The organism is Arthrobacter zhaoxinii, from assembly GCF_024385505.1.
Taxonomy (GTDB): Bacteria; Actinomycetota; Actinomycetes; order Actinomycetales; family Micrococcaceae; genus Arthrobacter_B; species Arthrobacter_B zhaoxinii.
Genome location: NZ_JANFLT010000007.1, coordinates 26,837 through 52,868, shown reverse-complemented (window position 1 = coordinate 52,868; position 26,032 = coordinate 26,837). Strand labels below are relative to the sequence as shown.

The 26,032-nt window shown below is 66.3% G+C and carries 30 protein-coding genes and 1 tRNA gene; 29 read left to right on the top strand and 2 right to left on the bottom strand.

Features of this window, described 5'->3' with window-relative positions:
• The first annotated feature begins 109 nt into the window (after nucleotides 1-109).
• From NNX37_RS15295 to csrA, 29 genes are all read left to right on the top strand, one after another.
• Nucleotides 110-1,018, top strand: a complete 909-nt coding sequence (locus NNX37_RS15295) for a flagellin N-terminal helical domain-containing protein (RefSeq protein WP_255793614.1) — start codon at nucleotides 110-112, stop codon at nucleotides 1,016-1,018.
• 156 nt (nucleotides 1,019-1,174) lie between these two features.
• Nucleotides 1,175-2,506 carry a flagellar filament capping protein FliD gene (gene fliD, locus NNX37_RS15290; protein ID WP_255793613.1) on the top strand — a complete coding sequence of 444 codons (1,332 nt, stop codon included), beginning with the start codon at nucleotides 1,175-1,177 and terminating at the stop codon, nucleotides 2,504-2,506.
• Between the two features lie 2 nt (nucleotides 2,507-2,508).
• Complete coding sequence (gene fliS / locus NNX37_RS15285) at nucleotides 2,509-2,964, top strand: flagellar export chaperone FliS (RefSeq protein ID WP_308206336.1); 456 nt, start codon at nucleotides 2,509-2,511, stop codon at nucleotides 2,962-2,964.
• The gene (locus tag NNX37_RS15280; protein WP_255793611.1) at nucleotides 2,954-3,295 is read left to right on the top strand and encodes a hypothetical protein; all 342 of its coding nucleotides are present in this window, start codon (nucleotides 2,954-2,956) and stop codon (nucleotides 3,293-3,295) included. Before fliS ends, NNX37_RS15280 begins: the two co-directional genes overlap by 11 nt.
• Before the next feature lie 185 nt (nucleotides 3,296-3,480).
• The gene (locus tag NNX37_RS15275; protein ID WP_255793610.1) at nucleotides 3,481-3,822 is read left to right on the top strand and encodes a flagellar basal body rod protein FlgB; all 342 of its coding nucleotides are present in this window, start codon (nucleotides 3,481-3,483) and stop codon (nucleotides 3,820-3,822) included.
• The gene (gene flgC, locus NNX37_RS15270; protein WP_255793609.1) at nucleotides 3,822-4,214 is read left to right on the top strand and encodes a flagellar basal body rod protein FlgC; all 393 of its coding nucleotides are present in this window, start codon (nucleotides 3,822-3,824) and stop codon (nucleotides 4,212-4,214) included. Before NNX37_RS15275 ends, flgC begins: the two co-directional genes overlap by 1 nt.
• Complete coding sequence (gene fliE / locus NNX37_RS15265; RefSeq protein ID WP_255793608.1) at nucleotides 4,214-4,519, top strand: flagellar hook-basal body complex protein FliE; 306 nt, start codon at nucleotides 4,214-4,216, stop codon at nucleotides 4,517-4,519. Before flgC ends, fliE begins: the two co-directional genes overlap by 1 nt.
• Nucleotides 4,520-4,539: 20 nt before the next feature.
• Nucleotides 4,540-6,111 carry a flagellar basal-body MS-ring/collar protein FliF gene (fliF, locus tag NNX37_RS15260; protein WP_308206335.1) on the top strand — a complete coding sequence of 524 codons (1,572 nt, stop codon included), beginning with the start codon at nucleotides 4,540-4,542 and terminating at the stop codon, nucleotides 6,109-6,111.
• Between the two features lie 26 nt (nucleotides 6,112-6,137).
• Nucleotides 6,138-7,196 (top strand): flagellar motor switch protein FliG, encoded by a 1,059-nt coding sequence (gene fliG, locus NNX37_RS15255; RefSeq protein WP_255793705.1) that lies wholly within the window; start codon nucleotides 6,138-6,140, stop codon nucleotides 7,194-7,196.
• Nucleotides 7,186-7,797: a FliH/SctL family protein gene (locus NNX37_RS15250; protein ID WP_255793606.1), complete on the top strand. Its 612-nt coding sequence runs from the start codon at nucleotides 7,186-7,188 to the stop codon at nucleotides 7,795-7,797. The genes fliG and NNX37_RS15250 overlap by 11 nt, the downstream gene beginning before the upstream one ends.
• On the top strand, nucleotides 7,794-9,125 hold the full coding sequence (locus NNX37_RS15245; protein WP_255793605.1) for a FliI/YscN family ATPase: 1,332 nt from the start codon (nucleotides 7,794-7,796) through the stop codon (nucleotides 9,123-9,125). The genes NNX37_RS15250 and NNX37_RS15245 overlap by 4 nt, the downstream gene beginning before the upstream one ends.
• The gene (locus NNX37_RS15240) at nucleotides 9,125-9,559 is read left to right on the top strand and encodes a flagellar export protein FliJ (RefSeq protein ID WP_255793604.1); all 435 of its coding nucleotides are present in this window, start codon (nucleotides 9,125-9,127) and stop codon (nucleotides 9,557-9,559) included. The genes NNX37_RS15245 and NNX37_RS15240 overlap by 1 nt, the downstream gene beginning before the upstream one ends.
• Nucleotides 9,556-10,233 carry a C40 family peptidase gene (locus tag NNX37_RS15235; protein ID WP_255793603.1) on the top strand — a complete coding sequence of 226 codons (678 nt, stop codon included), beginning with the start codon at nucleotides 9,556-9,558 and terminating at the stop codon, nucleotides 10,231-10,233. The genes NNX37_RS15240 and NNX37_RS15235 overlap by 4 nt, the downstream gene beginning before the upstream one ends.
• Nucleotides 10,230-11,486 carry a flagellar hook-length control protein FliK gene (locus tag NNX37_RS15230; protein WP_255793602.1) on the top strand — a complete coding sequence of 419 codons (1,257 nt, stop codon included), beginning with the start codon at nucleotides 10,230-10,232 and terminating at the stop codon, nucleotides 11,484-11,486. Before NNX37_RS15235 ends, NNX37_RS15230 begins: the two co-directional genes overlap by 4 nt.
• Nucleotides 11,487-11,499: 13 nt before the next feature.
• The gene (locus tag NNX37_RS15225) at nucleotides 11,500-11,958 is read left to right on the top strand and encodes a flagellar hook capping FlgD N-terminal domain-containing protein (protein ID WP_255793601.1); all 459 of its coding nucleotides are present in this window, start codon (nucleotides 11,500-11,502) and stop codon (nucleotides 11,956-11,958) included.
• A 39-nt stretch (nucleotides 11,959-11,997) separates the two neighbouring features.
• Nucleotides 11,998-13,164 (top strand): flagellar hook protein FlgE, encoded by a 1,167-nt coding sequence (locus tag NNX37_RS15220; protein ID WP_255793600.1) that lies wholly within the window; start codon nucleotides 11,998-12,000, stop codon nucleotides 13,162-13,164.
• A gap of 177 nt (nucleotides 13,165-13,341) precedes the next feature.
• Nucleotides 13,342-13,653 (top strand): flagellar FlbD family protein, encoded by a 312-nt coding sequence (locus NNX37_RS15215; protein WP_255793599.1) that lies wholly within the window; start codon nucleotides 13,342-13,344, stop codon nucleotides 13,651-13,653.
• The gene (locus NNX37_RS15210; RefSeq protein ID WP_255793598.1) at nucleotides 13,653-14,456 is read left to right on the top strand and encodes a motility protein A; all 804 of its coding nucleotides are present in this window, start codon (nucleotides 13,653-13,655) and stop codon (nucleotides 14,454-14,456) included. Before NNX37_RS15215 ends, NNX37_RS15210 begins: the two co-directional genes overlap by 1 nt.
• Complete coding sequence (locus NNX37_RS15205; RefSeq protein WP_255793597.1) at nucleotides 14,453-15,268, top strand: OmpA/MotB family protein; 816 nt, start codon at nucleotides 14,453-14,455, stop codon at nucleotides 15,266-15,268. The genes NNX37_RS15210 and NNX37_RS15205 overlap by 4 nt, the downstream gene beginning before the upstream one ends.
• 99 nt (nucleotides 15,269-15,367) lie before the next feature.
• The gene (locus NNX37_RS15200; protein ID WP_255793596.1) at nucleotides 15,368-16,237 is read left to right on the top strand and encodes a flagellar motor switch protein FliM; all 870 of its coding nucleotides are present in this window, start codon (nucleotides 15,368-15,370) and stop codon (nucleotides 16,235-16,237) included.
• Nucleotides 16,238-16,240: 3 nt separating this feature from the next.
• Nucleotides 16,241-16,942, top strand: a complete 702-nt coding sequence (gene fliN / locus NNX37_RS15195) for a flagellar motor switch protein FliN (RefSeq protein WP_255793595.1) — start codon at nucleotides 16,241-16,243, stop codon at nucleotides 16,940-16,942.
• Nucleotides 16,942-17,445 (top strand): FliO/MopB family protein, encoded by a 504-nt coding sequence (locus NNX37_RS15190; RefSeq protein ID WP_255793594.1) that lies wholly within the window; start codon nucleotides 16,942-16,944, stop codon nucleotides 17,443-17,445. The genes fliN and NNX37_RS15190 overlap by 1 nt, the downstream gene beginning before the upstream one ends.
• Complete coding sequence (fliP, locus tag NNX37_RS15185; protein ID WP_255793593.1) at nucleotides 17,442-18,293, top strand: flagellar type III secretion system pore protein FliP; 852 nt, start codon at nucleotides 17,442-17,444, stop codon at nucleotides 18,291-18,293. The genes NNX37_RS15190 and fliP overlap by 4 nt, the downstream gene beginning before the upstream one ends.
• Nucleotides 18,293-18,568, top strand: a complete 276-nt coding sequence (gene fliQ / locus NNX37_RS15180) for a flagellar biosynthesis protein FliQ (protein WP_255793592.1) — start codon at nucleotides 18,293-18,295, stop codon at nucleotides 18,566-18,568. The genes fliP and fliQ overlap by 1 nt, the downstream gene beginning before the upstream one ends.
• Nucleotides 18,569-19,327 (top strand): flagellar biosynthetic protein FliR, encoded by a 759-nt coding sequence (locus tag NNX37_RS15175; RefSeq protein WP_255793591.1) that lies wholly within the window; start codon nucleotides 18,569-18,571, stop codon nucleotides 19,325-19,327.
• Nucleotides 19,328-20,455 (top strand): EscU/YscU/HrcU family type III secretion system export apparatus switch protein, encoded by a 1,128-nt coding sequence (locus tag NNX37_RS15170; RefSeq protein ID WP_255793590.1) that lies wholly within the window; start codon nucleotides 19,328-19,330, stop codon nucleotides 20,453-20,455.
• A complete protein-coding gene (locus tag NNX37_RS15165) occupies nucleotides 20,452-22,509 on the top strand; it encodes a flagellar biosynthesis protein FlhA (protein ID WP_255793589.1) in 2,058 nt (685 codons plus the stop codon). The genes NNX37_RS15170 and NNX37_RS15165 overlap by 4 nt, the downstream gene beginning before the upstream one ends.
• Nucleotides 22,484-23,491 carry a hypothetical protein gene (locus NNX37_RS15160; RefSeq protein WP_255793588.1) on the top strand — a complete coding sequence of 336 codons (1,008 nt, stop codon included), beginning with the start codon at nucleotides 22,484-22,486 and terminating at the stop codon, nucleotides 23,489-23,491. Before NNX37_RS15165 ends, NNX37_RS15160 begins: the two co-directional genes overlap by 26 nt.
• Nucleotides 23,492-23,568: 77 nt before the next feature.
• Nucleotides 23,569-23,832: a carbon storage regulator CsrA gene (csrA, locus tag NNX37_RS15155; RefSeq protein WP_255793587.1), complete on the top strand. Its 264-nt coding sequence runs from the start codon at nucleotides 23,569-23,571 to the stop codon at nucleotides 23,830-23,832.
• Between the two features lie 399 nt (nucleotides 23,833-24,231).
• Here csrA and NNX37_RS15150 read toward each other — a convergent pair.
• Nucleotides 24,232-24,304, bottom strand: a tRNA-Thr gene (locus NNX37_RS15150).
• Nucleotides 24,305-24,444: 140 nt separating this feature from the next.
• Entirely contained in the window at nucleotides 24,445-26,010 is a 1,566-nt protein-coding gene (locus tag NNX37_RS15145) for an alpha/beta hydrolase (RefSeq protein WP_255793586.1), read from the bottom strand.
• Between the last annotated feature and the right edge of the window lie 22 nt (nucleotides 26,011-26,032).

Here is a 26,032-nt window from a genome sequence, read left to right as displayed (position 1 = left end):
TCAAATTCTTTTCCCAAACTGCTAACACCCCTTGGTGCTCCGCCGATAACTAGTGGTGTAGGCCCATGGATGGGCCTGCGAACACAGCCCACTCACGGAGGAATACATCATGGGTTTCACAATCAACACCAACACCGCGGCAACCAACGCCTACCGCAACCTGAACATGAACCAGAATGCACAGGCTAAGTCCCTGGAGAAGCTTTCCAGCGGCCTGCGCATCAACCGTGCTGCCGATGACGCAGCCGGCCTGGCCATCTCGGAAGGCCTGAAGAACCAGGTCAGCGGCATGACCGTTGCAGCCCGCAACGCCCAGGACGGCATCAGCGTCATCCAGACCGCTGAAGGCGCCCTGACCGAGGTCCACTCCATCCTGAACCGTATGCGCGACCTCGCGGTGCAGGGCGGTAACGACTCGAACAATGCTGAGTCACGCGCCGCGATCTCGACGGAAGCGAATGAGCTGGGCAAGGAACTCAACCGCATCGTTTCAGGTACCAACTTCAACGGCATCAACCTGCTCGACGGCACCGCCGGCTCGGGAACTGACAAGGGCATCATCAACGTTCAGGTTGGTGCGGGCGGAAGCGCCGCCGACACCATCGCAGTGAAGCTCGGCAACGTCACCACCAGCCTGATGGGAACCACGTTTGACGCGACCACCGGCGTCGGGACAGCGACGACCGAGTCCTTTGGTGCCGCAGCCGGTGCCACGGCGTTCAAGGTAGGGACCACTGCGGAAGCAGGGGTAACGATCAAGAGTCTCGATGCGGCCATCAAGGCCATCTCCGGCCAGCGCTCCGAGCTGGGTGCTTCCCAGAACCGGCTGGAATCAGTAACCAAGTCGCTGAACGTTTCCGTCGAGAACCTCTCCGCTGCCAAGTCCCGCATCACCGATACGGACATGGCTCAGGAAATGGCAAGCTTCACCCGCTCGCAGATCCTGTCCCAGGCCGGCACCGCAATGCTGTCCCAGGCCAACCAGATGAACAGCGGCGTGATGCAGCTCCTGCAGTAGTAAGTAAGCACCACCAGTAACACCGGCAGGTAAATGGCCGCTGGCGGCGGAGGCAGATGACTTGGACCTCACAGCCTCCGCCGTCAGCCCAGTACCTGCCGTTCCCATGTCCGGGCCCGGCCCGGTCAGCGCAGCACAGAAGCAGAAGGAGCGGGCATGGCAGGCATAGACGGCATCACCACCGGTACCGACACCACGGCCATGATCGCCCAGCTGATGGCGGTGGAAGCCCGCCCGCAGGCAATGCTGAAGCAAAAAGTCAGCTCCAGCCAGACCTTCGTTACCGCACTGCAGAACCTGAACGCCAAGATCGCCTCCCTGGCGGAGAGCGCCGGCAAGGTGGCAAAACCTGCCGGAACAGATCTCTACTCTGCCACCGCATCCTCGGACAAGGTCACCGTCGTTACCAAGCCGGGGGCAGCCGCAGGTGCACTGGACATCCGCGTCGACAGGCTCGCCACCGCCCAGGTATCCCTCTCCGGAGCCATGGCGGCCTGGCCCAACGGCGACGCCCTGTCCATTTCCGCGGACGGCACCATTACCGAATTCGACACCGCGGGCAAGAGCCTGGACGAGGTCATCAACACCGTCAACAAGGCCAACCTCGGCGTCACGGCCGTGAAGATCGCCGCCGGCAGCGTCGACGGCGTAGCCCAGTACCGCATGCAGTTCACCGCCACCGCCACCGGCAGCGAGGGTGCGTTCAGCATTTCGCACAACGGCACGGACCTTGGCAATATCCGACCCGCCCAGGACGCGCAGGTCACCCTGTGGGCAGGGGTAGCCGGCGCGGAAACTCTCATCACGTCCGCCACCAACACCTTCGCGGATCTGCTCCCCGGGGTGGATGTCTCGGTCAAGGAAGTCTCCGCCGCCCCGGTCACCGTCAGCGTGAACCGCGACGAGAAGGCCGTCACCGATGTAGCGGCGAATCTCGTGGCCGGTCTGGTGGACGTCTTCAGCTACATCAACCGGAACTCCGCCGTCAGCGTGTCCACCGCCGACGGCACCACCAAAGCCTCCGGCGGCCAGTTCACCGGTGACTCGGGGGTGCGGGCGCTCAAGGACACGATCATGCGGGCCGCCACGTCCCCGGTGGACGGCCGGTCGCCGTCGGAAATCGGCATCGTCATCACCAAGGACGGCACGGTGGAATTCAATGCCGACAAGTTCGCCGCCGCCCTGAAAGCCGACCCGGAAAAAACCCAGGCCGCCCTGCAGACCATTGCCTCCCGGGTAGAGACCGCCGGCAAGCAGATCTCGGACAAGTACGAGGGCAGCATCACCCTGCGGATCAAGGGCCAGGAGAGCGAAGTCAAGTCCCTGAACACGCAGATTGCGGACTGGGACCGCCGGCTGTCATCCCGGCAGGCCACACTGACCCGGACCTGGTCCACCCTCGAAGTCACGCTCGGCAAGCTCAACAGCCAAATGGACTGGCTCACCTCCCAGCTGGATTCCTTCTCCGCCTCCTCGAGTAAGAAGTGAACGTGAACTACTCAATGGCCGCCAAACGGGCCGAATACGCCCGCAACGCGGTAATGTCGGCCTCCCCGGCCCGCCTGCTGACCATGCTGTATGACCGCCTCCTGCTGGACCTGACCCGCGCGGAAACTGCGCAGCAGCAGGCCGACTGGGCCGTGGCATCCGAGAACCTGATCCACGCGCAGGCCATCATTACCGAGCTGCTGGGTACCCTGAAAACAGATGTGTGGGACGGCGCGGAGAACCTGCAGGCGATCTACACGTACTCGTTCTCCACCCTCGTGAGTGCCAACGTGGGCCGGAACGCGAAGCTCACCCGTGAATGCATCGACCTGCTGGAGCCGCTCCGCGTGGCCTGGCACGACGCCGCCGCGCAGCTTCCCGCAGCCCAGCCGGCACCCGGAGCCGGTGCAGTCCCCGCCGCCGCCGGCGCTAGGGGAGCGATCCTCGGTGTCGGCTGAACCGGAAGAGCTGTACCGCACCCCCGGGGAGCTGGCCAACCTGGCGCTCTGGGGAACCGTCCTCACCCAGCTCGAAGACAACCTGGAAACCTTCCTCGAAGGCACCGTTGCGGAACAGGCCCGCGAAGCGGCCGCCGATTGGGATCCGCCGGCCGAGCTCGGACCGCTCCCGGAAGCACTGATGGTCCGCGCCCGGCTGCTGTCCAAGGCACAGTCCCGTGCCTACGCACAGCTGCGGAACGAATCACGGACCAACCGCAAGCAATCTCTGCTGATCAGCAGCGTGACCGGTCCGGCGCCGTCAGCCGTTTACCTGGAAGTGGACGGCTAAAAGCAGCTGGAATGCAAGGCTGCTTACTTTTCCCTTAACCCATACCCGGCAAAAACGGAAAAATTACTCGGTTATGACTTACGCATTCGCAAAATGTGCCGATAACAATTAGTGAGCACGGATAGCTCATGTAAAAGGCCACGGATCGGCCGCACTGTCCCTTTAGCGAAACCTGGGTTCACACTGTGTTCGATTCCGTATCCTCCATTGCGCTTCAAAGCGCACTGGACGGCCTTGCCCTCCGCCAGCGGACCATTGCGAGCAATATCGCGAATGTGAACACGCCCGGATATCAGGCCCAGCGCGTCACCTTTGAGGACGCCCTCGCTAAATCAGTAAAAGCCGGCAGCGGCGCAGTTGCGCCCACCACTGAGCGTTCCCTTGAACCCACCCGCCTGGACGGCAGCAACGTCAACCTGGACACCGAAACGTTGTCCAACATCGACACGGTGCTGCGCTACCAATTCGCCACCCAGGCCGTCGGTGGAGAAGCCAACTCCCTGCGCACCGCACTGAGGACCAACTAATGACTTTCGATGCCATCGGCATTGCCGCCACCGGACTTACCACCCACCGCAAGTGGCTTGACGCAGTCTCCGACAACCTGGCCAACGCCAACAATGTCTCCAGCACCGACGGTGCTGCCTTCCAGGCCCGCTACATCGTGGCGCAGGAAGGACCGAATGGCACCGGAGTGGAGGTTGCCGGCGTCCAGTACGGCGACGCTGAAGGCCGGGTGGTGTACCAGCCCGACCACGCCCTGGCCGACGCCGAAGGCTATGTCCGCTACCCGGACATTGACCTCTCGGAGCAGATGGGCAACCTGATCCTCGCCCAGCGCGGCTATGAAGCCAATGCGGCCGTGGTTGACCGTGCCAAGAGCACCTACGAAGCAGCACTCCAGATTGGACGCTCCTAATGCCCGTTCCCGCCATCGCCGCCGTCAGCGGCACCACCCCGACGGGTTACGTGGACGCCGCCAGGCCTGCCGCCGCCACTGACGGTTCCTCCTTTGCCACGCAGCTCACCGGAGCCGTGGACGGCATCACCGAGCTGCAGTCCACCTCCAAGACGCTCGCCGTGCAGGCAGTCACCGGGGATCTGGATGACATCCATGCCGCCACCATCGCCTCCACCCGGGCGTCCGTCACCTTGGAACTTGTTGCCGCCGTGCGGAACAAGGGCGTTGACGCGTTCAACGAAATCATGCGGATGCAGGCCTGATGCCCGGTCCCCTGAGCGCGATGACCGGTCGCGTAGGCAAGACCGTTGGCCAGTTCACCCTGGCGCAGAAGACCATTGCCATCATCGGCATTGCCGTGGTGGCCCTCGGCATCGCCCTGCTCACGTCGTGGCTGACCAAGCCGGCGTACACCCCGCTGTTCTCCGGTCTCGAAGCCACGGATGCCAACAGCATTGTTGAACAGCTCAAGACCGACGGCGTGCCCTACGAGGTAGCCGACGGCGGCGGAACCATCATGGTTCCCGAGGAACACGTGTACGACCAGCGGCTCAAAGCCGCCGGCGCCGGCCTGCCGTCCGAATCCACCGGCGGCTATTCGCTGCTGGACGAAATGGGCGTGACCTCCTCCGAATTCCAGCAGTCCGTCACCTACAAGCGGGCCCTGGAAGGCGAAATCGCCAAGACCGTCGGTGCCATCGACGGCGTGAAGAACGCCTCAGTGCAGCTGGCCATCCCGGAAGACACCGTCTTTGTCTCCGAAAAGGTTGATCCCACCGCCTCGGTGTTCGTGGAAACGCAGAGCGGGAGCACCCTCAGCTCCGACCAGGTGCAGGCCATTGTGCACCTGACCTCGGCCTCGGTGGACGGTATGCAGTCCACCGATGTTGCCGTAATCGATGCCACCGGCACCGTGCTCTCCGCCGTCGGCACCGGAGCCATCGGCTCAGCCGACAAGCAGGCCACCGACTATGAACAGCGCATCACCGCCTCCGTGCAGACCATGCTGGACCGCGTCGTCGGTCCCGGCAACGCCACGGTAGCCGTGGCAGCGGACATGAACTACGAATCCGCCAACCGCGTGGAGGAATCCTTTACCGCACCGCAGGACACCCCCGCGCTGAACGAAGCCACCAGCACCGAGGAATACACCGGCGGTGCCGAAGGCGGAGCCGCAGGCATCCTCGGGCCGGACAACATTGCCGTGCCCAACGGAACCAGCGACGACGGCGCCTTCCGCTCGGAAACCAGCACCAGAAACAACGCCGTGAACAAGGTGACCGAAACCCGGGAGATCCCGGCTGGTTCCCTGAACCGCCAGACAGTCTCCGTAGCGCTGAACACCAATGCGGCCGCCGGATTGAATGTCGCGGACCTGGAAGCACTCGTTGCGACCGCCGCCGGCATCAACGCCGAACGCGGCGATGAAATCACCGTGGAAATGGTCTCCTTCAACGCGGACGGCGCCACCAGCGCCCAGGATGCCCTGGCCGACGCACAGGCGGCGGAAGAAGCCGAACGCCGCGCACAGATGCTCCAGATGGGCATCATCGTGGCAGGTATTGTCCTGGTGCTCATCCTGGCGCTCGTCGCCTACGCCATGCGCTCCCGCCGGCAGAACCGCGAAGCCATCGACATCGGCGAACTGCCGGAGCTGGACCCGCTGGCGCCGCCTACGGCATTGGCGATGCTTCCCGAGCCGGCTGTGGTTCCGCTGGACACCGCATCGATGCAGATTGTCGCCGCTGCCACCGACCATGAGCGCAAACGCGCGGAACTCGATGCCCTTGCCGCCCAGGACCCGCTGCGGACTGCGGATTACCTGCGCAACATGATGGATGAGAGCCGGGTATGACCGAACTCGCCACCGCCACGGTCGGAATGCCGGCCGCCCTGGCCGCCAACGCCAAGGCGCGCCAGGAGCAGGCCGGAACCGCGGAGCTTACCGGTGTCCAGAAGGCGGCAGTGGTTCTGATGCAGCTGGAAACCTCTCGGGCCGCCGTGGTGATGCAGCAGTTCACCGAGGCTGAGGCCCAGACCATTGCCGCAGAGATTGTCCGGCTTAAGCGAATCGACCCGGCCATCGCCGAGGACACCCTGAACGAGTTCTACGACATGACCGCGCGGGGCGGGAGCCGGGCGCTCGGCGGACGGGACCGTGCCATGGGCCTGCTCCAGGCGTCCTTCGGCATTGAGCGCGCCTCCGGCGTGATGGAACGCCTGAGCTCCTCGGCAGCAGGACGGTCCTTCGAATTCCTCGAAAGTGCGGAACCGGGCCAGGTGATCTCGCTCCTCGACGGGGAGCTCCCGCAGACAATTGCCCTGGTCCTCGCCCACATGCGGCCCCAGCGCGCGTCAGCTGTGCTCACCGGCCTGAACGCCGATCTGCGGACCGATGTTGCGCAGGCAATCGCTACCATGTCCCGCGCCACCCCGGAAGCGGTGCGCGTGGTCGCCGAAACACTGAAAACTCGGGCGTCTGCGCTCGGAGCCTCCCGAGAGGCAGCAGACACGATCGGCGGCGTCCAGCCGCTGGTCGAGATCATCAACCGCTCCGACGCCGGCACGGAACGTGCCCTCCTCGAGGCACTGGAGGAACGCGATCCCGACCTCGCTGAAGAGGTGCGTTCACGCATGCTGACCTTCGCCGACCTCGTCAAGCTCGAACGCCGCGACGTTCAGCTGGTGCTGCGCGGCATCAGCGTCGGCACGCTGGCCCTGGCGCTGAAGGGTGCCACCGAGGCGCTCCTCGAGGTCATCCGGTCCAACGTTTCCGAACGCAACCGCGAACTCCTCGACGACGAAATCAAGGCAGCCGGTCCGGCACGGCTGTCACAGGTCGAAGAGGCCCGGGCCAACATTGTCCGGGCCATCCGGGAAATGGAAGCCCAGGGTGTCATCGAGGTGCACCGCGCGGACGAGGAGGAATATGTCTACTGACGAGCAGACGTTCTCCCGCCTGGTCTACACCTCCCTGGGCGCCACGGACGAAGCGCACCTCAACGCGCAGGTGGAGGCCCGCGGGCATGCCGCCGGCTACACGGCCGGCCTTCGCGCCGCCGCCGCGGACACCGACCTGCTGCGCCGCACCCTGCAGGAACAGTACGAGGACGAAATGCGCCGCGGACAGGAGCGCCTCAACCGGAGCCTTTCCGCACTCAACTCCGCCGTTTTCAGCCTTGAGGGCCGCACCGTTGCCCTGATCACCGATGTCCAGGACACTCTGGCCGCCGCCGCTGTTGATCTGGCCGAAGCACTGCTGGGCCGGGAACTCGCCTCCGGCGACACCTCCGCCCGTTCAGCGCTGGCCCGTGCCCTCGAAGGCGTAGACACGGATCTGGTCCAGCGCGTCCGCATGCATCCGGTGGACCTCGCGTCCCTGGACGAAGACACGCTGCGCCGTGCCCGGGTCGAGTTTGTGGGCGACGCCGGCCTGCAGCGGGGTGACGCCGTCACCGAGTTCCCGGACGGCTATCTGGACGCCTCGCTGGCCTCCGCCGTCGAACGTGCCCGCACCGCACTGCTGGGGGAGGCATCATGACCGCCACCACCTGGCGCCCCCGCGCCGACCGTTTTACGGCAGCCCTGCGCTCCGCCGCACCGCAGCGCATTGGACGTGTGTCCTCCGTCTTGGGGCTGAGCATTGAGATTGCCGGCCTGGACTGCGGCGTGGGCGAGCTGGTGTCCATCGGGCACCCCGGCTCCGAGGTGGACGCCGAAGTCGTTGCCGCCACGCGTGAAGGAATCCGCTGCATGCCTTTCGGCCGGCTCACCGGTCTGACAGCCGGAACGCCGGCCCGTTCCAAGGGCACACCGCTGCTGGTGCCCACCGGCACCGGGTTGTTCGGCCGGGTGCTGGACGGCCTGGGCCGGCCCATCGATGGAAAAGGCCCGCTGCAGGTGGAGGCCATGGTTCCGCTGGACCATGAAACCCCGTCCGCGATGCTGCGTGCCCGGATCGACACTCCGCTGCAGCTGGGCGTCCGGGTAATGGACACCCTCACCACCGTGGGGCGCGGCCAGCGTATGGGCCTGTTCGCCGGCTCCGGCGTCGGCAAGTCCTCGCTGCTGTCCATGATCGCCCGCGGCACGGATGCGGAAGTGTCCGTGATCGCCCTTGTGGGGGAGCGCGGCCGTGAAGTCCGCGAGTTCCTCGAAGACGACCTGGGCGCCGAGGGCCTGGCACGGTCCATCGTGGTGGTCTCGACATCGGACGAACCTGCGCTCATGCGCCTGCGTGCCGCGTTTGTGGCCACTCGCATTGCCGAATCCTTCCGCGACCGCGGCGCCGACGTCATGCTGATGATGGATTCCCTGACCCGCGTGGCCATGGCCCAGCGCGAAATCGGCCTGTCCGTGGGCGAACCGCCGGCCACCCGGGGCTACCCGCCCTCCACCTTCTCCCTGCTCGCGCAGCTGCTCGAGCGCGCCGGCACCGGCGAACGCGGATCGGTCACCGGCATGTACACCGTGCTGGTGGACGGCGATGACCACAACGAGCCCATTGCCGACAGCGCCCGGTCCATCCTCGACGGACACGTGGTCCTGGACCGCAAGCTCGCCGTCGCCGGCCACTTCCCGTCCATCGACGCCCTGGCCTCGATCTCCCGCGTTGCCTCCCGCGTGAACCCGCGGGAACGCAGCGACGCGGCATCGATGCTGCGTCGGGTGATGGCCGCCCGGAAGGCGGCCCAGGACCTGCTCGACGTCGGGGCCTACCAGCGCGGATCCAATCCGCTGGTGGACGCGGCAGTGGACAACCAGGAAGCGATCAACGCGTTCCTGCAGCAGCGTATGGATGAACAGACTCCGGCGGAGACCGCCTGGGCGCAGCTGCACCAGCTCACCCGGATGCTGGGAGTGTCCTGATGGCCCGGACTTTCCCCCTCGCCGGCCTGCTTCGCCTGCGCCAGCTGCAGCAGGACCGGGCCGCCGGTGAACTCGCTGCAGCCAACCTCCGGATGCAGGAAACGCGGGAAGCCCGTGCCGGGGTGTACAACGCCCTCGAAGCGTCCTTTAGCCAGCCGGTGGATGCTACGACGATGAACGCCATCGCCGCTGCCCGCTCCTCCTCGCGCAGTATGCTCGCGGACCTGAACGCGCTGGGCACGCGCCATGCGGCCGAAGTGGAAGCAGCCCGCACCGAGTTTTCCTCCGCCCGGGCCCGCTCCGTGGGACTGGAAAAGCTGGAAGGCAAGTTCGCCGAGGGTGAAGCCGCCGAGGACCTGCGCACGGAACAAACCATTTTGGATGAACTCGCCGGCTCCGCCTGGCACCGCAGGCAGAAGGAAGCCAAATCATGAGCATGACCGACGCCCTGGGGCGGATCGAAGAAATCCGGAGCACGCTGAGCCAGCTCTCCGGCGCCGCCGCCGTGAAGCCGGCGGCCGCTGCCTCTGTTGCCGTGGCAGCAGGAACAGACGCGGAGTTCGCCTCCACCCTGTCCTCGCTGACCTCCGCGGCGTCCGCCGGTGCCGGGAGCGTTGACGGCGGCACGCCGGCCGGCGCCGCAGCGGACGGCGAGGTGCTCGGCGCGGTCCAGAAATACCTGGGCCTGCCCTATATCTGGGGCGGCAATGATCCCGCACAAGGCCTGGACTGCTCGTCCTTCGTGCAGAACGTCTACAAGGATCTCGGTTACACGCTGCCGCGCGTCACCTGGGACCAGATGAACTCCGGGACCGAGGTTGCCTCCCTCGCCGAGGCCCAGCCGGGTGACCTGCTGTTCAGCCACGACGGCGGACACGTGGCAATCTACCTCGGCAACGGAAAAGCGGTGGACGCTCCGCAGCCCGGGCAGACCATCGCCATCCGTGACGCGTGGGAAACCGACGCCAATCTGACCACCATCCGGCGCATCCTGCCGACGGAATCCGCCGGGGCCTCCGGCACCGGTGCAGCCGACGCCGCCGGTCTCTCCGACCTGGTCGCCTCGGCCCGCGCTGCCCAGGCAGCGATGATGGGATCGGCAGCATGAGCCTCTTCGCCGGCCTGCCACTCCCCGCAGCCACCGCGGCTGTTCCCCGGACAGGTGCCTCGGGGTCCGGCTCTGCCTCGAGCGGTGCAGACCAGTTCGGATCTTCGCTGCAGGAGGCCCTTGCAGCTTCGGCTCCCGGCGCTCCGGCAGCTCCCGCTGGGAAACCGGAGCCCGAACAAAACGGCGCCGATCAGGACGGCGCGGAGAAGGACAAAGAGTCCGCCAGCCCTCTTTCCGTTAGCGCTCCGGGCACCCCTGATCGGAAACCCGACACTGTCTCGCCGCTGCAGTCCGGGACCGGACAGCCCATGCCCGGATCAACCGGGCAGTTCCCGGCTTCGGCGCCGACCAATACGGCCGGCAATCCGGGTGCTGTCCTTGCCGTTCCGGCTGCCGGCCCGATGGTGCGGGATGCCGCCGGCACCCCTTCCGCCGTGGCTGCAGGCCTTGCGGCCGCCGCCCTTGCGGCCACCTCCGTTGCGGGTTCCACGTCCAATGCGGCCGCCGCTGATGCCGGGGGAGTGGCTGAAGCAGGCCCCGCGGCAAATACAGCCGCAGCGGATCCCGCAGTCCCCGGAACTGTGCAGCCCCCGTCCACCGGCGCCTTGGCCAGCGCCGCCGGAAATCCCGGGTCTGCAGCGCCGGTTTCCGCGGCACAGTTTGCCGCCGGAGCCGTTCTTCAGACCGCCGACACCCCGGCCGTTGCCGGCGCAGTTGCCGAGACCGCCGCCGTCGGACCGGTACCGGCCCTTCCCCCGATGCCGCTCTCGCCGGCGGTCTCCGGTGCCGCCGTCGTCCCGGCAGCCGTGCCGGCATCCCCGGTACCGGCAGCTCCCGCGTTGCTGCCCCAGGTGTCCCAGCCGCTGTTTTCCCTGGCGGCAGCTCCGCAGGGAGAGCACGTGATGACCTTGAGCATCACGCCGGACACCCTCGGCCCGGTCACCGTGCGCGCCCACGTGGGTGCTGACGGGGTGCGGATCGAACTCTTCGCACCGTCCGACGCCGGCCGTGAGGCGCTGCGGAGCCTGATGACGGACCTGCGCCGGGATCTTGCGGGGTCGGGAATGAACGCGAACCTTTCACTCTCCGCCCAGGACTCCCCGGGCGGGGAAGCGGAACGCCGGAACGGCGGAACGGACCGGGACGCGGCTCCGGGCACCCCTGCGGACCCCGGGCTGCCGGCGGACTCCGCCCCACGCACTTACCGGCCCGGATTCCCGGCGTCGGCATCGACCATCGATTTCCTGGCCTAGAAAAGGAGACCCCGTGCCCGTAGAAGCAGTAACGGCCCCCGGCGGTATCGCCACCGAGGCGACCACCCGTGCGCCCAAACAAACCATGGACAGTGAGGTCTTTATGCATCTGCTGGTCACCCAGCTGCGCAACCAGGATCCGAGCTCGCCTATGGACACCAACGAGATGATCGCGCAGACCACTCAGCTGGCATCCATGGAACAACTCACCGCCATGGCGAAGATGGATGAAGAGAACTTCTCCCTGCAGATGCGCATCGCCGCCGCTGCCCTCATCGGCCAGACCGTCACCTATACCAACGACGAGGGTGTGTCCGTCACCGGAACCGCCAAATCGGTGTCCTACGCCGCCGGCGTCCCGACCGTCAACATCAACGGCGAGGACGTCCTGCTGGACCGAATCTCCGGCGTCGTCGACGGCGAAGCAGCGCAAACCCCCGACGTACCCAATGCACCCGCAGCAACCGCGTAACCCTTCCTCCCGGCACTACCAAAGCTGAAAGGCGCCACCATGCTTCGCTCCCTTTACTCCGGTATCTCCGGACTCCGCTCGCACCAGACCATGCTCGATGTCACCGGCAACAACATCGCCAACGTCAACACCACGGGCTACAAGGCCACTGCGGTGCAGTTCCAGGACACCCTGTCCCAGCTGACCCAGGGTGCCACCGCCCCGGGCGCCAACAACGGCGGATCCAACCCGGCCCAGGTCGGACTCGGCGTGGTGGTCTCGGGGATCACCACCAACTTCACACAGGGTTCGGCGCAGGCCACCGGCCGGGCCGAGGACCTGATGATCAACGGCGAGGGTTACTTCATCACCCGCCAGGGCGCCACCTCCACCTACACCCGCGCCGGCGCATTCAATGTGGACGGCGACGGCCGCCTGGTCTCGACGGACGGCGGCATCGTCCAGGGCTGGACTGCCAACGCGGACGGCACCCTGAACACCGGTGGTGCAGTGGGCAACATTGTCCTGCCCGACGGCGCCGTTGTCCCGGCAGTGGCCACCGACACGGCAACCATGACCGGAAACCTGCCCTCGGAGACCCCGGAGGGCGGCACAGTTATCCGCGATATGGACACCTACGATGCCAACGGCAATCCGTCAGTAGTTCCCCTGACCTTCACCCGCACCGCAGGCGGCTGGAGCGTCAGCGCAAAGGACGCGGCACCTGTGAACCTTGCCTTTGCCGACGGCGCCCAGCCCGGCGCCAACGCCGACACCATCACTGTCGGCGGTGTGGCCGTGAACCTCACCGGACTCACCAGCTACGCCGGCGTCAGCACCGCCTCTGTCACGGCCAACGGCCGCAGCGCCGGCACGCTGGAGTCCTTCTCCATCGGCAAGGACGGCACCGTGATCGGTTCCTTCACCAACGGCGCCAAGCAGGCCCTCGCCCGCATCGCCGTCGCCACCTTCACCAACTCTGCCGGCCTGGAGAAGGCCGGCAACTCCGGCTACACCGCCACGGCTAACTCCGGGGACCCGGTCATCAGCGGCGCCGGAGAGGGCGGCGCCGGCGGCATCGGCAGCGGCATGCTGGAAATGTCCAACGTGGACCTGTCGCAGGAGTTCACCAACCTGATCGTGGCCCAGCGCGGCTTCCAGGCCAACGCCCGCATCATCACCACCTCGGACGAAGTGCTGCAGGAACTGACCAACCTGAAACGCTAACCGGCATCCCGCCCAAGCAGCGGCTCCTCCTGCACACCCGCAGAAGGGGCCGTTGCGTCGTTAAAGGAGCCGCCCACCAGTGTGTCCGCCGCCGCTATTCCTAACGACGGGGCCGCGGCGGCCGAAAGTAAGGGTGAGGGCCTAATCGAGTCCTGTCGAACCAGCCTGGACGGGTCAATGATTGTTCTTACGCGGCTCAATGACGCTCAGTTTGCGATCAACCCTGACCTGATCGAACGGATCCACTCGAATCCGGACACCACCCTGGTGATGGTCGACGGCGCCAAGTACATCGTGACTGAAAGCCTCCAGGACGTCATCGACCGGATCGCCGGCTACCGGGCCATGGTGATCTCCATGGCGCGGGACATCCCCCCGCAGCCCGCCGGGCGTCCCCTGGAACTGGTTCCCGACGCTCTTTCGGAAAACCCGTCCGGGGACAAAGTATCCGCCGGCAAGACCGTGCCCCAACGCCTTAGGAACGACTAATGGATCCAGCAACAATTATCGGCTTAGTCCTCGCCTTCGGGTCGCTTTACGCCATGATCACCCTCGAAGGTGCCCATGTCTCCGCGCTATTGCTGCCGGCACCGATGATCCTCGTTTTCGGCGCCACCATCGCCGTGGGCCTGGCCGGTGGCACGTTCAAGGACTTCGTGCTGTCCTTCAAGTCCCTGCCCCGCGCTTTCATGGGCAAGACGCCCCGCCCGCAGGAAACCATTGACCGCGTAGTGCTGCTCGCGGAAAAGGCCCGCAGCGAGGGGCTCCTTGCCCTTGAACAGGACGCGGCCGAGGCGGAGGATCCCTTCCTGCGCACAGCCCTGCAGAATATCGCCGACGGTACCGACGGCGAAGAACTGCGGATGCTGCTCGAAGACGAAATCGCCAGCAAGGCGGCCACGGACAAGATTCCGGTGAAGTTCTTCAACAGCCTCGGCGGCTACGGACCCACCATCGGGATTATCGGCACCGTCGTTTCACTCACCCACGTCCTGGAGAACCTCTCCACCCCGGACCATCTGGGTCCCATGATCGCCACTGCCTTCGTGGCCACCCTTTGGGGCCTGCTGTCTGCGAACTTCATCTGGCTGCCCATCAGCACCCGGCTCAAGCGGCTGGCGGAACTTGAAGCGGATGAAATGAACCTGCTGATGGAAGGCGTCCTGGCCCTGCAGGCCGGGAGCCAGCCGCGCCTGCTCGGCGAGCGGCTGCGGGCCCTGGTCCCTTCACACGCCCTGTCGGGGAAAACCGAAAAGGCTGAGCAGACAGACCTGGTCCGGGACGCAGCGTGAGCACCAGCCGCCGGCGTCCCAAACAGCATGAAGAGGACGAGCATCCGGACGAACGCTGGATGGCCTCCTACATGGATATGGTCACCGTGCTGATGTGCATGTTCATCGTGCTTTTTGCCATGTCCACGGTGGATGCAAAGAAGTTCTCCCAGCTGAAGGAGTCACTGGCCACGGGCTTCGGTGCCGAAGAGACCAACACCGTGGATACCGCCGTGGGCGTCATTGTTCCCCCGGAGCAGGTCGATGACGCAGAGGTCATTGAGCCGGAGGCGTCACTGGCTGCCCTGGCAGCGCAGGAGGTCCAGGACCTGACGGAACTGCAGGACGCCATTTACGCCGGGCTGCAGGAAAAGGGCCTGGAAGATGCGGTCCGGTTCGAGATTGACGAGCGCGGACTGACCATCCGTCTGGTCAGCTCCGACATGTTCTTCGATCCGGACATGGCGGACCTTACGGCGCAGGCCGTACAGGTGCTGGATACCGTGGGCCCGGCACTGGCTCCCACCACCTATGAAGTCTCCGTGGAGGGCCACACTGCGCAGGTGCGGCAGTTTGCGGACAACGCCCTGGACTGGGAATTGTCCTCCTCCCGCTCGGTGAACGTCCTCCGGTACCTGGTGTCCAACGGGGGAGTGACCCAGGAACGCATCAAGGCAGTGGGCTACGGTGAATCGCGTCCGCTGACGCCGGGGAAAACGGCGGAGGAGCTGGCACGCAACCGGCGGGTGGACATTGTGGTGCTCTCCGGACAGCGGGAGGACGTGCGCGCACTGATGCCCGCCATCGCCGCCGAAGGACCGCCGGACTCCTGAGCGGCGCCGGCCGCGGCTGCCGGCACGGATCTCCTAACCAGCCGGCGGTGGGTGCCGATAGTTCCCCTTGTGACGGTCCAAGAATCACCTTCCTTAGCTGTGCCCCAAGATGCCAAGCCCGTGATGGCGTATGACTTCAGCCGCCCCACCACGCTTGCCCGTGAACACACCCGGGTGCTGGAAATGGCCTTCGAAACCTTTGCCCGCCAGTGGGGAACGCAGCTCACCGCCAAGGTTCGGGTCCTCTCCCAGGTAACGAGGGAAGAGGTGCAGGTGCTCAGCTACGACGAATATGCCGGGTCGCTGCCGGACAGCACCTGCATGGTGTTGTTCGACGTGGCCGGAATTTCAGCCAAAGCCGTCATCCAGTTCCCCATTCCCGCGGCCCTGACCTGGGTGGGGCACATGCTTGGCGGTACCGGTGCCCAGTCTGCGCCGGAGCGGAAATTCACCCATATCGAGCAGGCCCTGCTGGACAAAATCATGGACGACGCCGTGGAGGACCTGCATTACTCCCTCGGGCACCTGATGACCGCACCGCTGAGTCCGGCCTCGATCCAGTACAACTCGCAGTTCGCGCAGGCCGCCGCCTCCCGGGACGCCATGATTGTTGCCGGTCTGGAGATGGTGGTGGGCGACAGTGCTGCTGCCGCCACCATTGCCATCCCGGCCGCCGCCATCCTTCCCCGGCTGGACCCGCTGGGCGCTCAGTCCAGCACTGCACCGGCAGCGGAACTGGTTCGGATGCAGCTGGCACAGGTGCCCGTGAAGGTCTGCCTGCAGCTGGAACCCATCACCGTGTTACCCGCCATGGTGCTCAATCTTGCCGTGGGGGATGTCCTGAATCTCGGCCACCCCCGCCACCGCCCGCTGAACGTCACCGTTGACGGACAGACGCTGGCGCAGGCAGCCGTAGGAGCCAGCGGGTCGCGCCTGGCCGGCAGCATCGTTCATATCGAGGAGAAGTAACCCATGTCCAGCCCCCACAGCCTGCACGCCGACGCCGTTTCCGCACTGGTGCGCGGCCTGCCCACGCCCCTTGTCCTGGAACCGATCCCGCACACCGGAGCAGGAGTGCCGGCGTCGCACACGGCCACGGCAGTCACCGCATCCTTCGTAGGCACCGAATCGGCGGACCTGGCCCTGGTCCTGGACAGCTCCTCACCGCTGGCCGACGTCGCCGGCACCGACTCGGCGCTCGTCTCGGCGGCTGATGTGCTGCGTCCCTCGCTCGAAGCTGCCAGCGCCACGCTGGGTGTCGGCGTGCTTGGCGAGGCCCGCACCGAGGACGCCTCCGCCCTCTTTGCGGACCCGGACAGCGTCGTCTTCGAACTGCGCTCCCCGGAAGGCACCGCCGGGTGGTTTGCCATTCGGCTGCGGGACACCCCGGGCACCCCGGGCGGGACCGGCGATCCTTCGATCATCGGCAAGATGGGCCGCATCAACAACATCGAAATGGCACTGACGGTCGAGATCGGGCACACCCGCATGTCCGTGCGCGACGTCCTGAATCTCGAACCCGGCCGCGTGGTGGAGCTGGACCGCTCCGCCGGTGCGCCCGCCGACATCCTGCTGAACGGACGGCTGATCGCCAACGGCGAAGTTGTGGTCATTGACCAGGACTACGCCGTACGGATCACGAAGATCCTGGACGTGGTCGAGGGGCTCAATTAGTGGACACCCTGTTTCTGGGACTCCGTGTCCTGGTTTCGCTCGGCGCCGTGCTCGGACTCCTGTGGTTCCTGCAGCGCCGGTTTAGCCGCACCATCGGGTCCGCCGGTACGAACCAGCCCGTGCGCGTGGTCAGCCGCCAGCCGTTGACCCCCAAGACCTCCCTGGTCATGGTGGAAACCGACGGGAAGCGGCTCCTGCTCGGGGTGGCCGAAGGATCGGTGAACCTGCTGCACGCCACGGAGATTCCGGCGGAATCCTCCCCGGATGCCGCCTCCGATGCCGCTTTTGCCGCCTCGCTGAAAGCCGCCGAGGCAGGGCGCCCCTACCCGTCCGGCGCCGTCGACTCCTCCTCCGGGCTGCCGCCGCGCCGCTCCGGGCGCGGAGCGCACGCCCTTGGGCCCATGGCGCCGGTACCCGCCAAGTCTGCCCTGGCCGGCTCCATCCTCGCCCCCGAGACCTGGCGCCAGGCCGGCACCGCCCTGCGCCGGGGACGCAAAGGGTGAGCGCCGCCGTCAATGCGGGCCGGGCCAGGCACGCCCTCACGCTGGCCGCCGCCCTGCTCTTCGCCGTCGCCGCGCTGCTCCTGCTGGGGGCGGCCGCCGGGCACGCCACCACCTTCGATCCGCCGGCTCCGTCGGCGCCCGCTGACCCGACCGCACCCACTGAGCCCGACGACGGCGGCGGGGTGAGCATCGATATCAACGGCCAGGACGGCTCGCCCTCCACCGCGGTGACCACCCTGATCGGCATCACCCTGCTTTCCGTGGCGCCGTCGCTGCTGCTGATGCTCAGCTCCTTCACCAAGATCTTCGTGGTGCTGGCCATGACCCGCAACGCACTGTCGCTGCCGTCAATCCCGCCCAACCAGGTGCTGGCCGGGCTGGCACTGTTCCTCTCCCTGTTCATCATGGCGCCGGTGATCAGCGAGATTAACAGCATCGCCGTGCAGCCCTATCTCGACGGCGACATCAACTTCGACGCTGCCATCGATACCGGGACCGGGCCGCTGCAGCAGTTCATGCTCGCCCATACCCGCGAAGAGGACATTGCGCTGATGACCCGCGCGGCCGGGCAGGAGAACCCTGAAAGCCCCGAGTCCGTTCCGCTGACCACGCTGATCCCGGCGTTTATGATCTCCGAACTGCGGGCAGCGTTCATCATCGGTTTCGTCATTTTCATCCCGTTCCTGGTCATTGACCTGGTGGTCTCCGCCGCCCTGATGTCCATGGGCATGATGATGCTCCCGCCCGTGATGATCTCGCTGCCGTTCAAGATCCTGCTGTTCATCCTCGTGGACGGCTGGGGATTGATCATTACCTCGCTGGTCAACAGCTATCAGGGCGGCACCTAGTGGATACAAACGCCGTCCTGGACATCGCCACGCAGGGACTGTGGGTCGCCGCCAAGCTTTCGGCACCGGTGCTGATCACGGCGCTGGTGGTGGGGTTTGCCATCTCGTTGCTGCAGTCCATCACCCAGATCCAGGAAGTCACGCTTTCCTTCGTGCCCAAGGCCATCGCCGTGGGCCTCGCCCTGCTGGTCTGCGGACACTGGATGATTGCGGAAATGGTGTCCTTCACTCACGAGATGTTCCAGAGGATCCCGTCGCTGCTCGGCGGAGGCTAGATGAACATCACCCTTGACCAGGACTGGATCGAGGCGTTCCTGCTGGCCTCGGTCCGGATGGTGGCCTTCCTGATCATTGCACCGCCGTTCTCCTACAATGCCTTCCCGGCCCGGATCAAAGTCATGCTGGGGCTCGGTCTGGGGCTGGCCATAGCCCCGCAGGTGAGCGAGGGATACAGTGCCCTGGGCACCGGGGCGTTCTTTATGGCCGTCGTGATGGAACTGCTGGTCGGCCTGGTGCTGGGGTTCCTGGTGCTGGTGGTGTTCTCGGCCGTGCAGTCTGCCGGCAACCTGATTGATACCTTCGGCGGCTTCCAGCTGGCCCAGGCCTTCGACCCGCAGTCCATGGTCAACGGCGCCCAGTTCACGCGCGTTTTCCAGATCACCGCACTGGCACTGCTCTTCGCCTCGGACGGGTACCAGCTGATCATCGGCGGGCTGCTGCGCAGCTTCACGGCGCTGCCGCTGACCGGCGGCCTGGATCTGGGTGAACCCGTGGCAGCATTGACCGCCGCCGTGTCGCAGATGTTCCTGGCCTCGGTGCAGATTGCCGGTCCGCTGTTGGTGGTCCTGTTCCTGGCCGACGCCGGGCTGGGCCTGCTCACCCGGGTGGCCCCGGCCCTGAATGCTTTCGCCCTCGGCTTCCCGCTGAAGATCCTGCTGACTCTGTCCCTGGCCTCCATGGTCTTCCTGGCCCTGCCCCGCATTGTGTCCGGGCTGGTCTCCACCATCGAGCGCGCCCTGACGGGGGTGGGATAGATGCCGGAACAGGACTCGGGGGAAAAGACCGAGCAGGCCACCGACAAACGGATGAAGGAAGTCCGGTCCAAAGGCCAGCTCTCCCGCTCGGAGGACCTCACTGCCTGGGTGGGAGTGGGCGCCGCCGCCCTCATGATGCCGGTGACCATCTCTCGCGGTTCCGAGGCCGGCGGGGAGATCCTGGCCGGCGTCGCCACCACCATTGCGAACCCTGACCCCGAGCTGGCCCTGGCCCAGATGGACGAGGGCCTGGGCACCCTGGCCTTCATCCTGGGTCCGCTGCTGGGGGTGGTTGCGGCCGCCGTCCTGCTCACCGCCGCGGTCCAGGGCGGGGTTCACATGAAGAAATTCAAGGGCAAGTTCGAACAGTTCAACCTGGTCGCCGGTGTCAAACGCGTCTTCGGCACCCAGGCCCTGTGGAACGGCGCTAAGTCCCTGCTCAAGACGGCAGTGGTGGGCCTGGTCCTGTACGCAGTGATCCAGCAGCTGATGCCCGTGTTGATGGCTGCCGGCGGGCTGCCGGTCTCGGCCGTCCTGGAAGCGGCAACAGGCGGCACCGTATCCCTGCTGCAGGCCGCCGTCGCTGCAGGCCTGATCCTCGCCGCGGCGGACATCATGGTGGTTATGAAGCGCAACCGGAAACGGACGCGCATGAGCAAAAAGGAAGTCAAGGACGAAAACAAGAACAGCGACGGCGACCCGATGATCAAGTCCCAGCGCCGGTCCCGGCAGCTGGCCATGAGCCGGAACAGGATGATCGCCGCCGTGGCGGATGCCGACGTCGTCCTCGTGAACCCCACGCACGTGGCCGTCGCCCTGAAATACGAGCCGGGCAAGTCCGCGCCGCGGGTCGTGGCCAAGGGGGCGGACAACATTGCCACCCGGATCCGCCAGGAGGCCGAAAAGCAGGGCGTTCCCATGGTCTCCGACATCCCGCTGGCCCGTGCCCTGCACAGCGCCTGTGAACTGAACTCCGAAATTCCCGTCGAACTCTACAACGCCGTCGCCCGCGTCCTGGCCTTCGTTATGGCCCTGAAGCGGCGCGGCGCCGCCCGGGGCATGCACACCATGGCGCCCGCACCGCCCGAACCCGGAACCACCCCACAACACCGTAAGGCCGCGTCATGAAGAACAACCGGAACCTCCTGAAACTTGCCGTCCCCGTCGGCGTCATCGGTATCATCCTGCTGCTGGTGGTGCCCATCCCCGCCGGCCTGCTGGACGTGCTGATCATCATCAACATCCTGCTGGCCCTGGTGATCCTGCTGACCACCATGTTCGTACGCAAGCCGCTGGACTTCTCCGTGTTCCCGTCCCTGCTGCTGGTGGCCACCCTGTTCCGGCTGGGCCTGAACGTGGCCTCCACCCGGTTGGTACTGGGGGAGGGGTACGCAGGCCAGGTGATTGAAGCCTTCGGGCACGTGGCCGTGGGCGGTTCGCTGATCATCGGCGCGGTGATCTTCCTGATCCTGGTGGTCATCCAGTTCGTGGTGGTGACCAAGGGCGCCGAGCGCGTAGCTGAAGTGGGTGCGCGGTTCACCCTGGACGCCATGCCGGGCAAGCAGATGGCTATTGACGCAGACCTAAACGCAGGCCTGATCACCGATACCCAGGCCCGGGAACGCCGGGCCGAAGTGTCAGCGGAAGCGGACTTCTACGGCGCCATGGACGGTGCCTCGAAGTTCGTCAAGGGTGACGCTATTGCCGGCCTGATCATTATCATCATCAACCTCATCGGCGGCATCGCCATCGGCATGATCCAGCGCGGCATGAGCGCCGGCGAAGCGGTGAGCACCTACAGCCTGCTGACCATCGGCGACGGCCTGGTCACGCAGATCCCCGCCCTGCTGATGGCCGTCTCCACCGGCATGATCGTCACCCGGTCCAATGCCGAGGCGGACATGGGCTCCACAGCCGGCGCGCAGCTGGGCCAGTCCCGGAACGCCCTGATGATCGCAGGCGGCGCGGCCATCGTGATGGCGCTGATTCCGGGCATGCCAGCACTTTATTTCATCATCATCGGTGCCCTGCTGCTCTTCATTTCCCAGCGGATCAAGACGAAGGAAGCGTCCGACCAGGCAGAGAAGGACTCGGCACAGGCGGCACTGGATGCACCCGCCAGCTCCGAGACCACGGAAGACCTGATTGAACAGATGCGCGTCCACGCACTGGAAATCCTGCTGGCACCGGACCTGGTGGACATCGTCACCGGCGGATCCGACGACCTCCTCGCCCGGGTCCGCGCACTGCGGCGCAAGATCGCCATGGATCTGGGCATTGTGGTGCCTCCGGTCCGCACCCGCGACAGTGTGGACCTGCCGCCGTCCACCTATGTCATCCGGATAGCCGGCGTGGAGGCCGGACGGGGGGATGCCCCGGCGGGCAAGATCCTGGCCCTGGGCGACTATCTGGAAGGGCTGCCCGGAACCGCCACTGTGGAGCCGGTATTCGGGCTGGCCGGCAAATGGGTCCCGGCGGAAATGCAGCACGCGGCGGAAATGTCCGGAGCCACCGTAATTGACCGGGTCTCGGTCCTGGTGACGCATCTTTCCGCGGTGATCAGCGCCAACGCTGCCCGTCTGCTCACCCGTGAGGACGTCCGGGTGCTGACCGAGGGAGTCAAGCTGGTCAACCCGTCCGCCGTGGAAGAACTCGTTCCCAACGTGCTCTCGCTCGCCGAGGTGCAGCGTGTGCTCCAGGGACTGCTGGCGGAACAGATCCCCATCAATGACCTGCCCCGGATCTATGAGTCGCTGCTGCTGCGGGCCAAGGTCTCCCCGGACCCGGAGGGACTGATCGAAACCGCGAGGACCGCCCTCGGCCCCGCGCTGGCAGCCCAGTATATTGCCGACGGGGTGCTGCGCGTCATCATGATCGACCCGGCGCTGGAGCAGTCCATGCTCGAAGCGCTGCGGCCCTCGGACCAGGGCAGCCAGATCCTGCTTGATCCGGCACGGGTGGAAACCGTGCTGGCATCGCTGAAGAACGCCGTGGCTGCGGCCGAAAACGCCGGATACAACGCGGTGCTGGTCTGTGCTCCGGCCCTGCGCCCGGCGATTCGGCGGCTGGTCTCCGCGCAGACCGGCGGCCTGCCGGTGCTGTCCTACCAGGAGGCCACAGCGGGTAATGTCGGTATCGAGACTGTAGGGGTGGTACGTGGAACCGAGACGATTTCAGCTTGAGGGGCCGTCGCTTGACGTCCTGAAAGCCCAGGTATTGGCCGAACACGGCCCCCGGGCGCGGATTGTTGCCGCGGAAAAGGTGACCGTGGGCGGGATCGGCGGTTTCCTGTCCCGCCAGCACTATGAGGTGACCGTGGAGCTGCCGCCCAGCGGCCGGCGTCGTGCACCCGTGGAACCGGACCTGCCGAGCAGGACCGTGCCCGGCAGTGCCGGAATTTCCGCCCTGCTCGAGGAGGCGGAGCGGGCCGAATCCACTTTGCACCCCGTCGCCCCCTTCGTCCCGGACGTTCCGGCACTGGCGGTGACGCCTGCTGTCTCCACCGGGTCCCATGCGTTCGCCGAACTGATGGATACCCTCGCCGCGAGCACCGGCACTCCGGCGCAGAGCCCGGCTCCTTTCGTCCCCGACCAGCTGCCACAGAGCCAGGCAGCGTCGGGCTGGATCCACCAGGGCATGGAACCTGCCCGGCGCAGCGACGTCCCCATGGCTCCCGCGCCCCTCGACGGCGCCGGAGACCTGGTGATGGTGGTCGGTCTGGGCGATGACGCGCTGGAGGTCTGCCGGTCCATGGCTGACCTGTCCGGCGCGGGAGCGGCAGCCGTCCGCGTGGCCGGCGTCCTGGAGACCGACGGCGTGGGCCGCGCCGCGGACCGGCGCGCAGTGGCAACCGCGCGCGCTGCCGGTGTGATGGCCGGCCACAGCATCTTCCTGGCCTACGGGCTGGGACGATCCGGCACCGAAATGGGCAGGCATTCGACGCTGATTTCCGCCCTGGCCGCGGACCAGGTCTGGGTGGCGGTCGACGCCGGCCGGAAACCGGAAGACACAGCCGCCTGGGTGGGGGCGGTGCGTGCCGTCGCAGCAGTGGATGCCGCTGCCGTCGAAGGCATTGACACCACCGGAACGCCGCAGTCCGTCAACGCGCTGGGCCTGCCGATCGGCTGGCTCGACGGCGGCCCCTCGCCCACGCCGGTGCTCTGACGTCAGAGCTCCGCCGTCGCCGTCCGGGGCCCTTCCCGGCCAGCGTCAACGGCCCCGGCGTGGGGTAGAGTGGGCGAATGCTGGTGCTAACACGCAGGTCCGGGGAACAGATCCTGATCGGGGATGACATTGTCATTACCGTCCTGGATTCACGCGGCGACGGCATCCGTATCGGCATCGATGCTCCCCGCGGCGTCAAAATCCAGCGCAATGAGGTACTGCGGGCAGTGGAAGAAGCCAATATGGCCGCCAGTGCCGCCGCCGTACCGGACGCCGAAGAGCGCATCAAGGCGCTGCTGGCCGGCAGGACCCTTCCGCCGGAAACCGGCCCCGCTTCCTAACCAGCACCGGTCTTTCCCTTTCGGCCGCTGAGCCTCTTTCCGCACGCCCGGAAAGCAGAAACCCCCGCCGTTTCTTGGGGAAAACGGCGGGGGTTCCTGGTCAGATGCCCGGGGACGGCCGGGCGTATCAAGGGGCCGGCAGCTAGGTCACGCCGCGCTTGAGCGGTTGGCGCCCAGCCCCCGGGGGGTGCACCCGGCACAGACCGGGACGGCGAATTGTCCCTACGGCCTGAGGCCTGTCCCGTTTGCTGTCCCGAGACTATGGCCGCGGCCAGCGGGAAAGCCCAAAGCATGGCGCAAGGAAGCCGGAAGTTCTGCGCAGTTTTTCCGCAAGACGCCCTTGGCGGACCTGCCCCGGACAACAGAAAACCCCCGGCATAAATGCCGGGGGTTTATCTGAGCCTCCTGCCAGAATCGAACTGGCGACCTTCTCATTACGAGTGAGACGCTCTACCAACTGAGCTAAGGAGGCGGGCTTCAGCTGTCCGTTACCGGCCAGAATCCACAAAGAACTACTTTATACGTACCGGCGGCGCGGGGTCAAAACGGCTGCCGCCCCGGCCGCCCGTCACCTGCAGCGAAAGCCCCGGATCGGGCACCGTCCTGCGGAGATCAGCAGACCGTGTTGTCCTCCGGAACGGTCCCGTCCACGAAGTAGTCATCCACCGTGTCTTCGATGCACTGGCTGCCGCGCCCGTACGCCGTATGGCCCTCGCCTTCCCATGTCACCAGCACCGCGGACTCCAGCTGTGCGGCCAGGGCCTCGGACCATTCGTAGGGGGTGGCGGGGTCGCCGGTGGTGCCGACCACCAGCAGGTCCGCCGCGCCGGAGGCCTTGATGGGATGCGGTTCATTCACCGGTGCGTGGGGCCAGGCCTCGCAGGTGACGCCGCCGTAGGCCAGGTACTTGCCGATGGTGGGGGACGCCGACTGAAGGTCCCGGGCGTCCGCTGCCATCTGTGCGTCGTCGCTGACCATGGGGTAGTCGAGGCAGTTGACCGCGTTGAATGCCACGGTGCTGTTGGACTGGTAGGTGCCGTCTTCCGCACGGTCCGCACTGATGTCCGCGAGGCGGAGCATATACGTCGGGTCGCCCTGCAGTGCGGTCTCCAGTGCCTGCGAGAGCACCGGCCAGTTGACGTCGTCGTACAGCGGAAGAATGAAGCCGCTGACGAAGGTGGAAACCGTGACGGGCCGCCCATCGGCCGCTGTCATGGGACTGGCCTCGACGGAGGCCAGCAGCTGGCGGATGGTGGCGACGCCGTCGTCGGCGCTGCCCTCGAGCGGACAGTTGCTGCCTGTCACGCAGTCCTCGACGTACGCGCGGATGGCCTTTTCAAATGCAGCGGCCTGGCCGAGGGTGACTTCCTCGTTGGTGGACGCAGGGTTCAGGGCGCCGTCGAGGACCAGCCGCCCCGTCTTCTCCGGGAAGAGCTCGGCATAGGTGGCGCCGAGGTAGGTGCCGTAGGAGAACCCGAGGTAGTTGAGTTTTTCATCGCCTGCAACCGCCCGCAGGATGTCCATGTCGCGGGCAGCACTGGCCGTGTCGACAAAGCCGAGCAGTTCACCGGTCTCCGCCGCGCAGGCATCCGCGAACTCCTTCGCGCTGATCCGCGAGGCGGCCAGACCTTCGGGGGTGCTCGGATCGATGTACTCGGCCCGGGCCTCGTCCATTTCCTCATCGCTCAGGCACTGAACCGGGGTGGACCGGCCGACGCCGCGCGGATCGAACCCGAGGATGTTGAAGTTCTCCCGCAGCCGATCGCTGGTGATGTTTTCCAGGGACTGGTTGACGACGTCGTATCCGGATCCGCCGGGACCGCCGGGGTTGATCAGGATCGTGCCGCGGGCTTCCTCCTCCGCCTCCGCCATGATCACTGACAATTCCACCGTGGCCGCATCAGGGTCTGCATAGTTCATGGGGACGGTGACGGAGGCACAGCGGAAGTCTCCTTCGCACTCCGACCAGGTGACGTCCTGGCTGTAGAACTCCCTGAGCTCCTCCGGCACGTCGCCAATGACCTCCGCGGCAGCGGTGGTGGCGGTGTCCCCGCTGCCGGTTTCTTCGGCACCCGGCCCGGAGTCCGCGGTACAGGCGGTCGACGACGCCAGCAGCACCACCGAAGCAGCGGCGGCGGCCAGTCGCGGGAAGCGGCGGCGTGCAGTGGCGGTGGTCATTCTTACTCCTGGAGCGGCTTGG

Bases quoted from the DNA above. Each gene is read 5' to 3' on its own strand.
- NNX37_RS15250 (WP_255793606.1), top strand. From the start codon at position 7,186: ATGTCTACTGACGAGCAGACGTTCTCCCGCCTGGTCTACACCTCCCTG.
- NNX37_RS15215 (WP_255793599.1), top strand. From the start codon at position 13,342: ATGATTGTTCTTACGCGGCTCAATGACGCTCAGTTTGCGATCAACCCT.
- fliG (WP_255793705.1), top strand. From the start codon at position 6,138: ATGCCGGCCGCCCTGGCCGCCAACGCCAAGGCGCGCCAGGAGCAGGCC.
- NNX37_RS15245 (WP_255793605.1), top strand. From the start codon at position 7,794: ATGACCGCCACCACCTGGCGCCCCCGCGCCGACCGTTTTACGGCAGCC.
- fliD (WP_255793613.1), top strand. From the start codon at position 1,175: ATGGCAGGCATAGACGGCATCACCACCGGTACCGACACCACGGCCATG.
- NNX37_RS15230 (WP_255793602.1), top strand. From the start codon at position 10,230: ATGAGCCTCTTCGCCGGCCTGCCACTCCCCGCAGCCACCGCGGCTGTT.
- NNX37_RS15145 (WP_255793586.1), bottom strand. From the start codon at position 26,010: ATGACCACCGCCACTGCACGCCGCCGCTTCCCGCGACTGGCCGCCGCC.
- fliE (WP_255793608.1), top strand. From the start codon at position 4,214: ATGCCCGTTCCCGCCATCGCCGCCGTCAGCGGCACCACCCCGACGGGT.
- fliF (WP_308206335.1), top strand. From the start codon at position 4,540: ATGACCGGTCGCGTAGGCAAGACCGTTGGCCAGTTCACCCTGGCGCAG.
- csrA (WP_255793587.1), top strand. From the start codon at position 23,569: ATGCTGGTGCTAACACGCAGGTCCGGGGAACAGATCCTGATCGGGGAT.
- NNX37_RS15235 (WP_255793603.1), top strand. From the start codon at position 9,556: ATGAGCATGACCGACGCCCTGGGGCGGATCGAAGAAATCCGGAGCACG.
- fliN (WP_255793595.1), top strand. From the start codon at position 16,241: ATGTCCAGCCCCCACAGCCTGCACGCCGACGCCGTTTCCGCACTGGTG.
- flgC (WP_255793609.1), top strand. From the start codon at position 3,822: ATGACTTTCGATGCCATCGGCATTGCCGCCACCGGACTTACCACCCAC.
- NNX37_RS15165 (WP_255793589.1), top strand. From the start codon at position 20,452: ATGAAGAACAACCGGAACCTCCTGAAACTTGCCGTCCCCGTCGGCGTC.
- NNX37_RS15220 (WP_255793600.1), top strand. From the start codon at position 11,998: ATGCTTCGCTCCCTTTACTCCGGTATCTCCGGACTCCGCTCGCACCAG.
- NNX37_RS15210 (WP_255793598.1), top strand. From the start codon at position 13,653: ATGGATCCAGCAACAATTATCGGCTTAGTCCTCGCCTTCGGGTCGCTT.
- NNX37_RS15175 (WP_255793591.1), top strand. From the start codon at position 18,569: ATGAACATCACCCTTGACCAGGACTGGATCGAGGCGTTCCTGCTGGCC.
- NNX37_RS15170 (WP_255793590.1), top strand. From the start codon at position 19,328: ATGCCGGAACAGGACTCGGGGGAAAAGACCGAGCAGGCCACCGACAAA.
- NNX37_RS15295 (WP_255793614.1), top strand. From the start codon at position 110: ATGGGTTTCACAATCAACACCAACACCGCGGCAACCAACGCCTACCGC.
- NNX37_RS15240 (WP_255793604.1), top strand. From the start codon at position 9,125: ATGGCCCGGACTTTCCCCCTCGCCGGCCTGCTTCGCCTGCGCCAGCTG.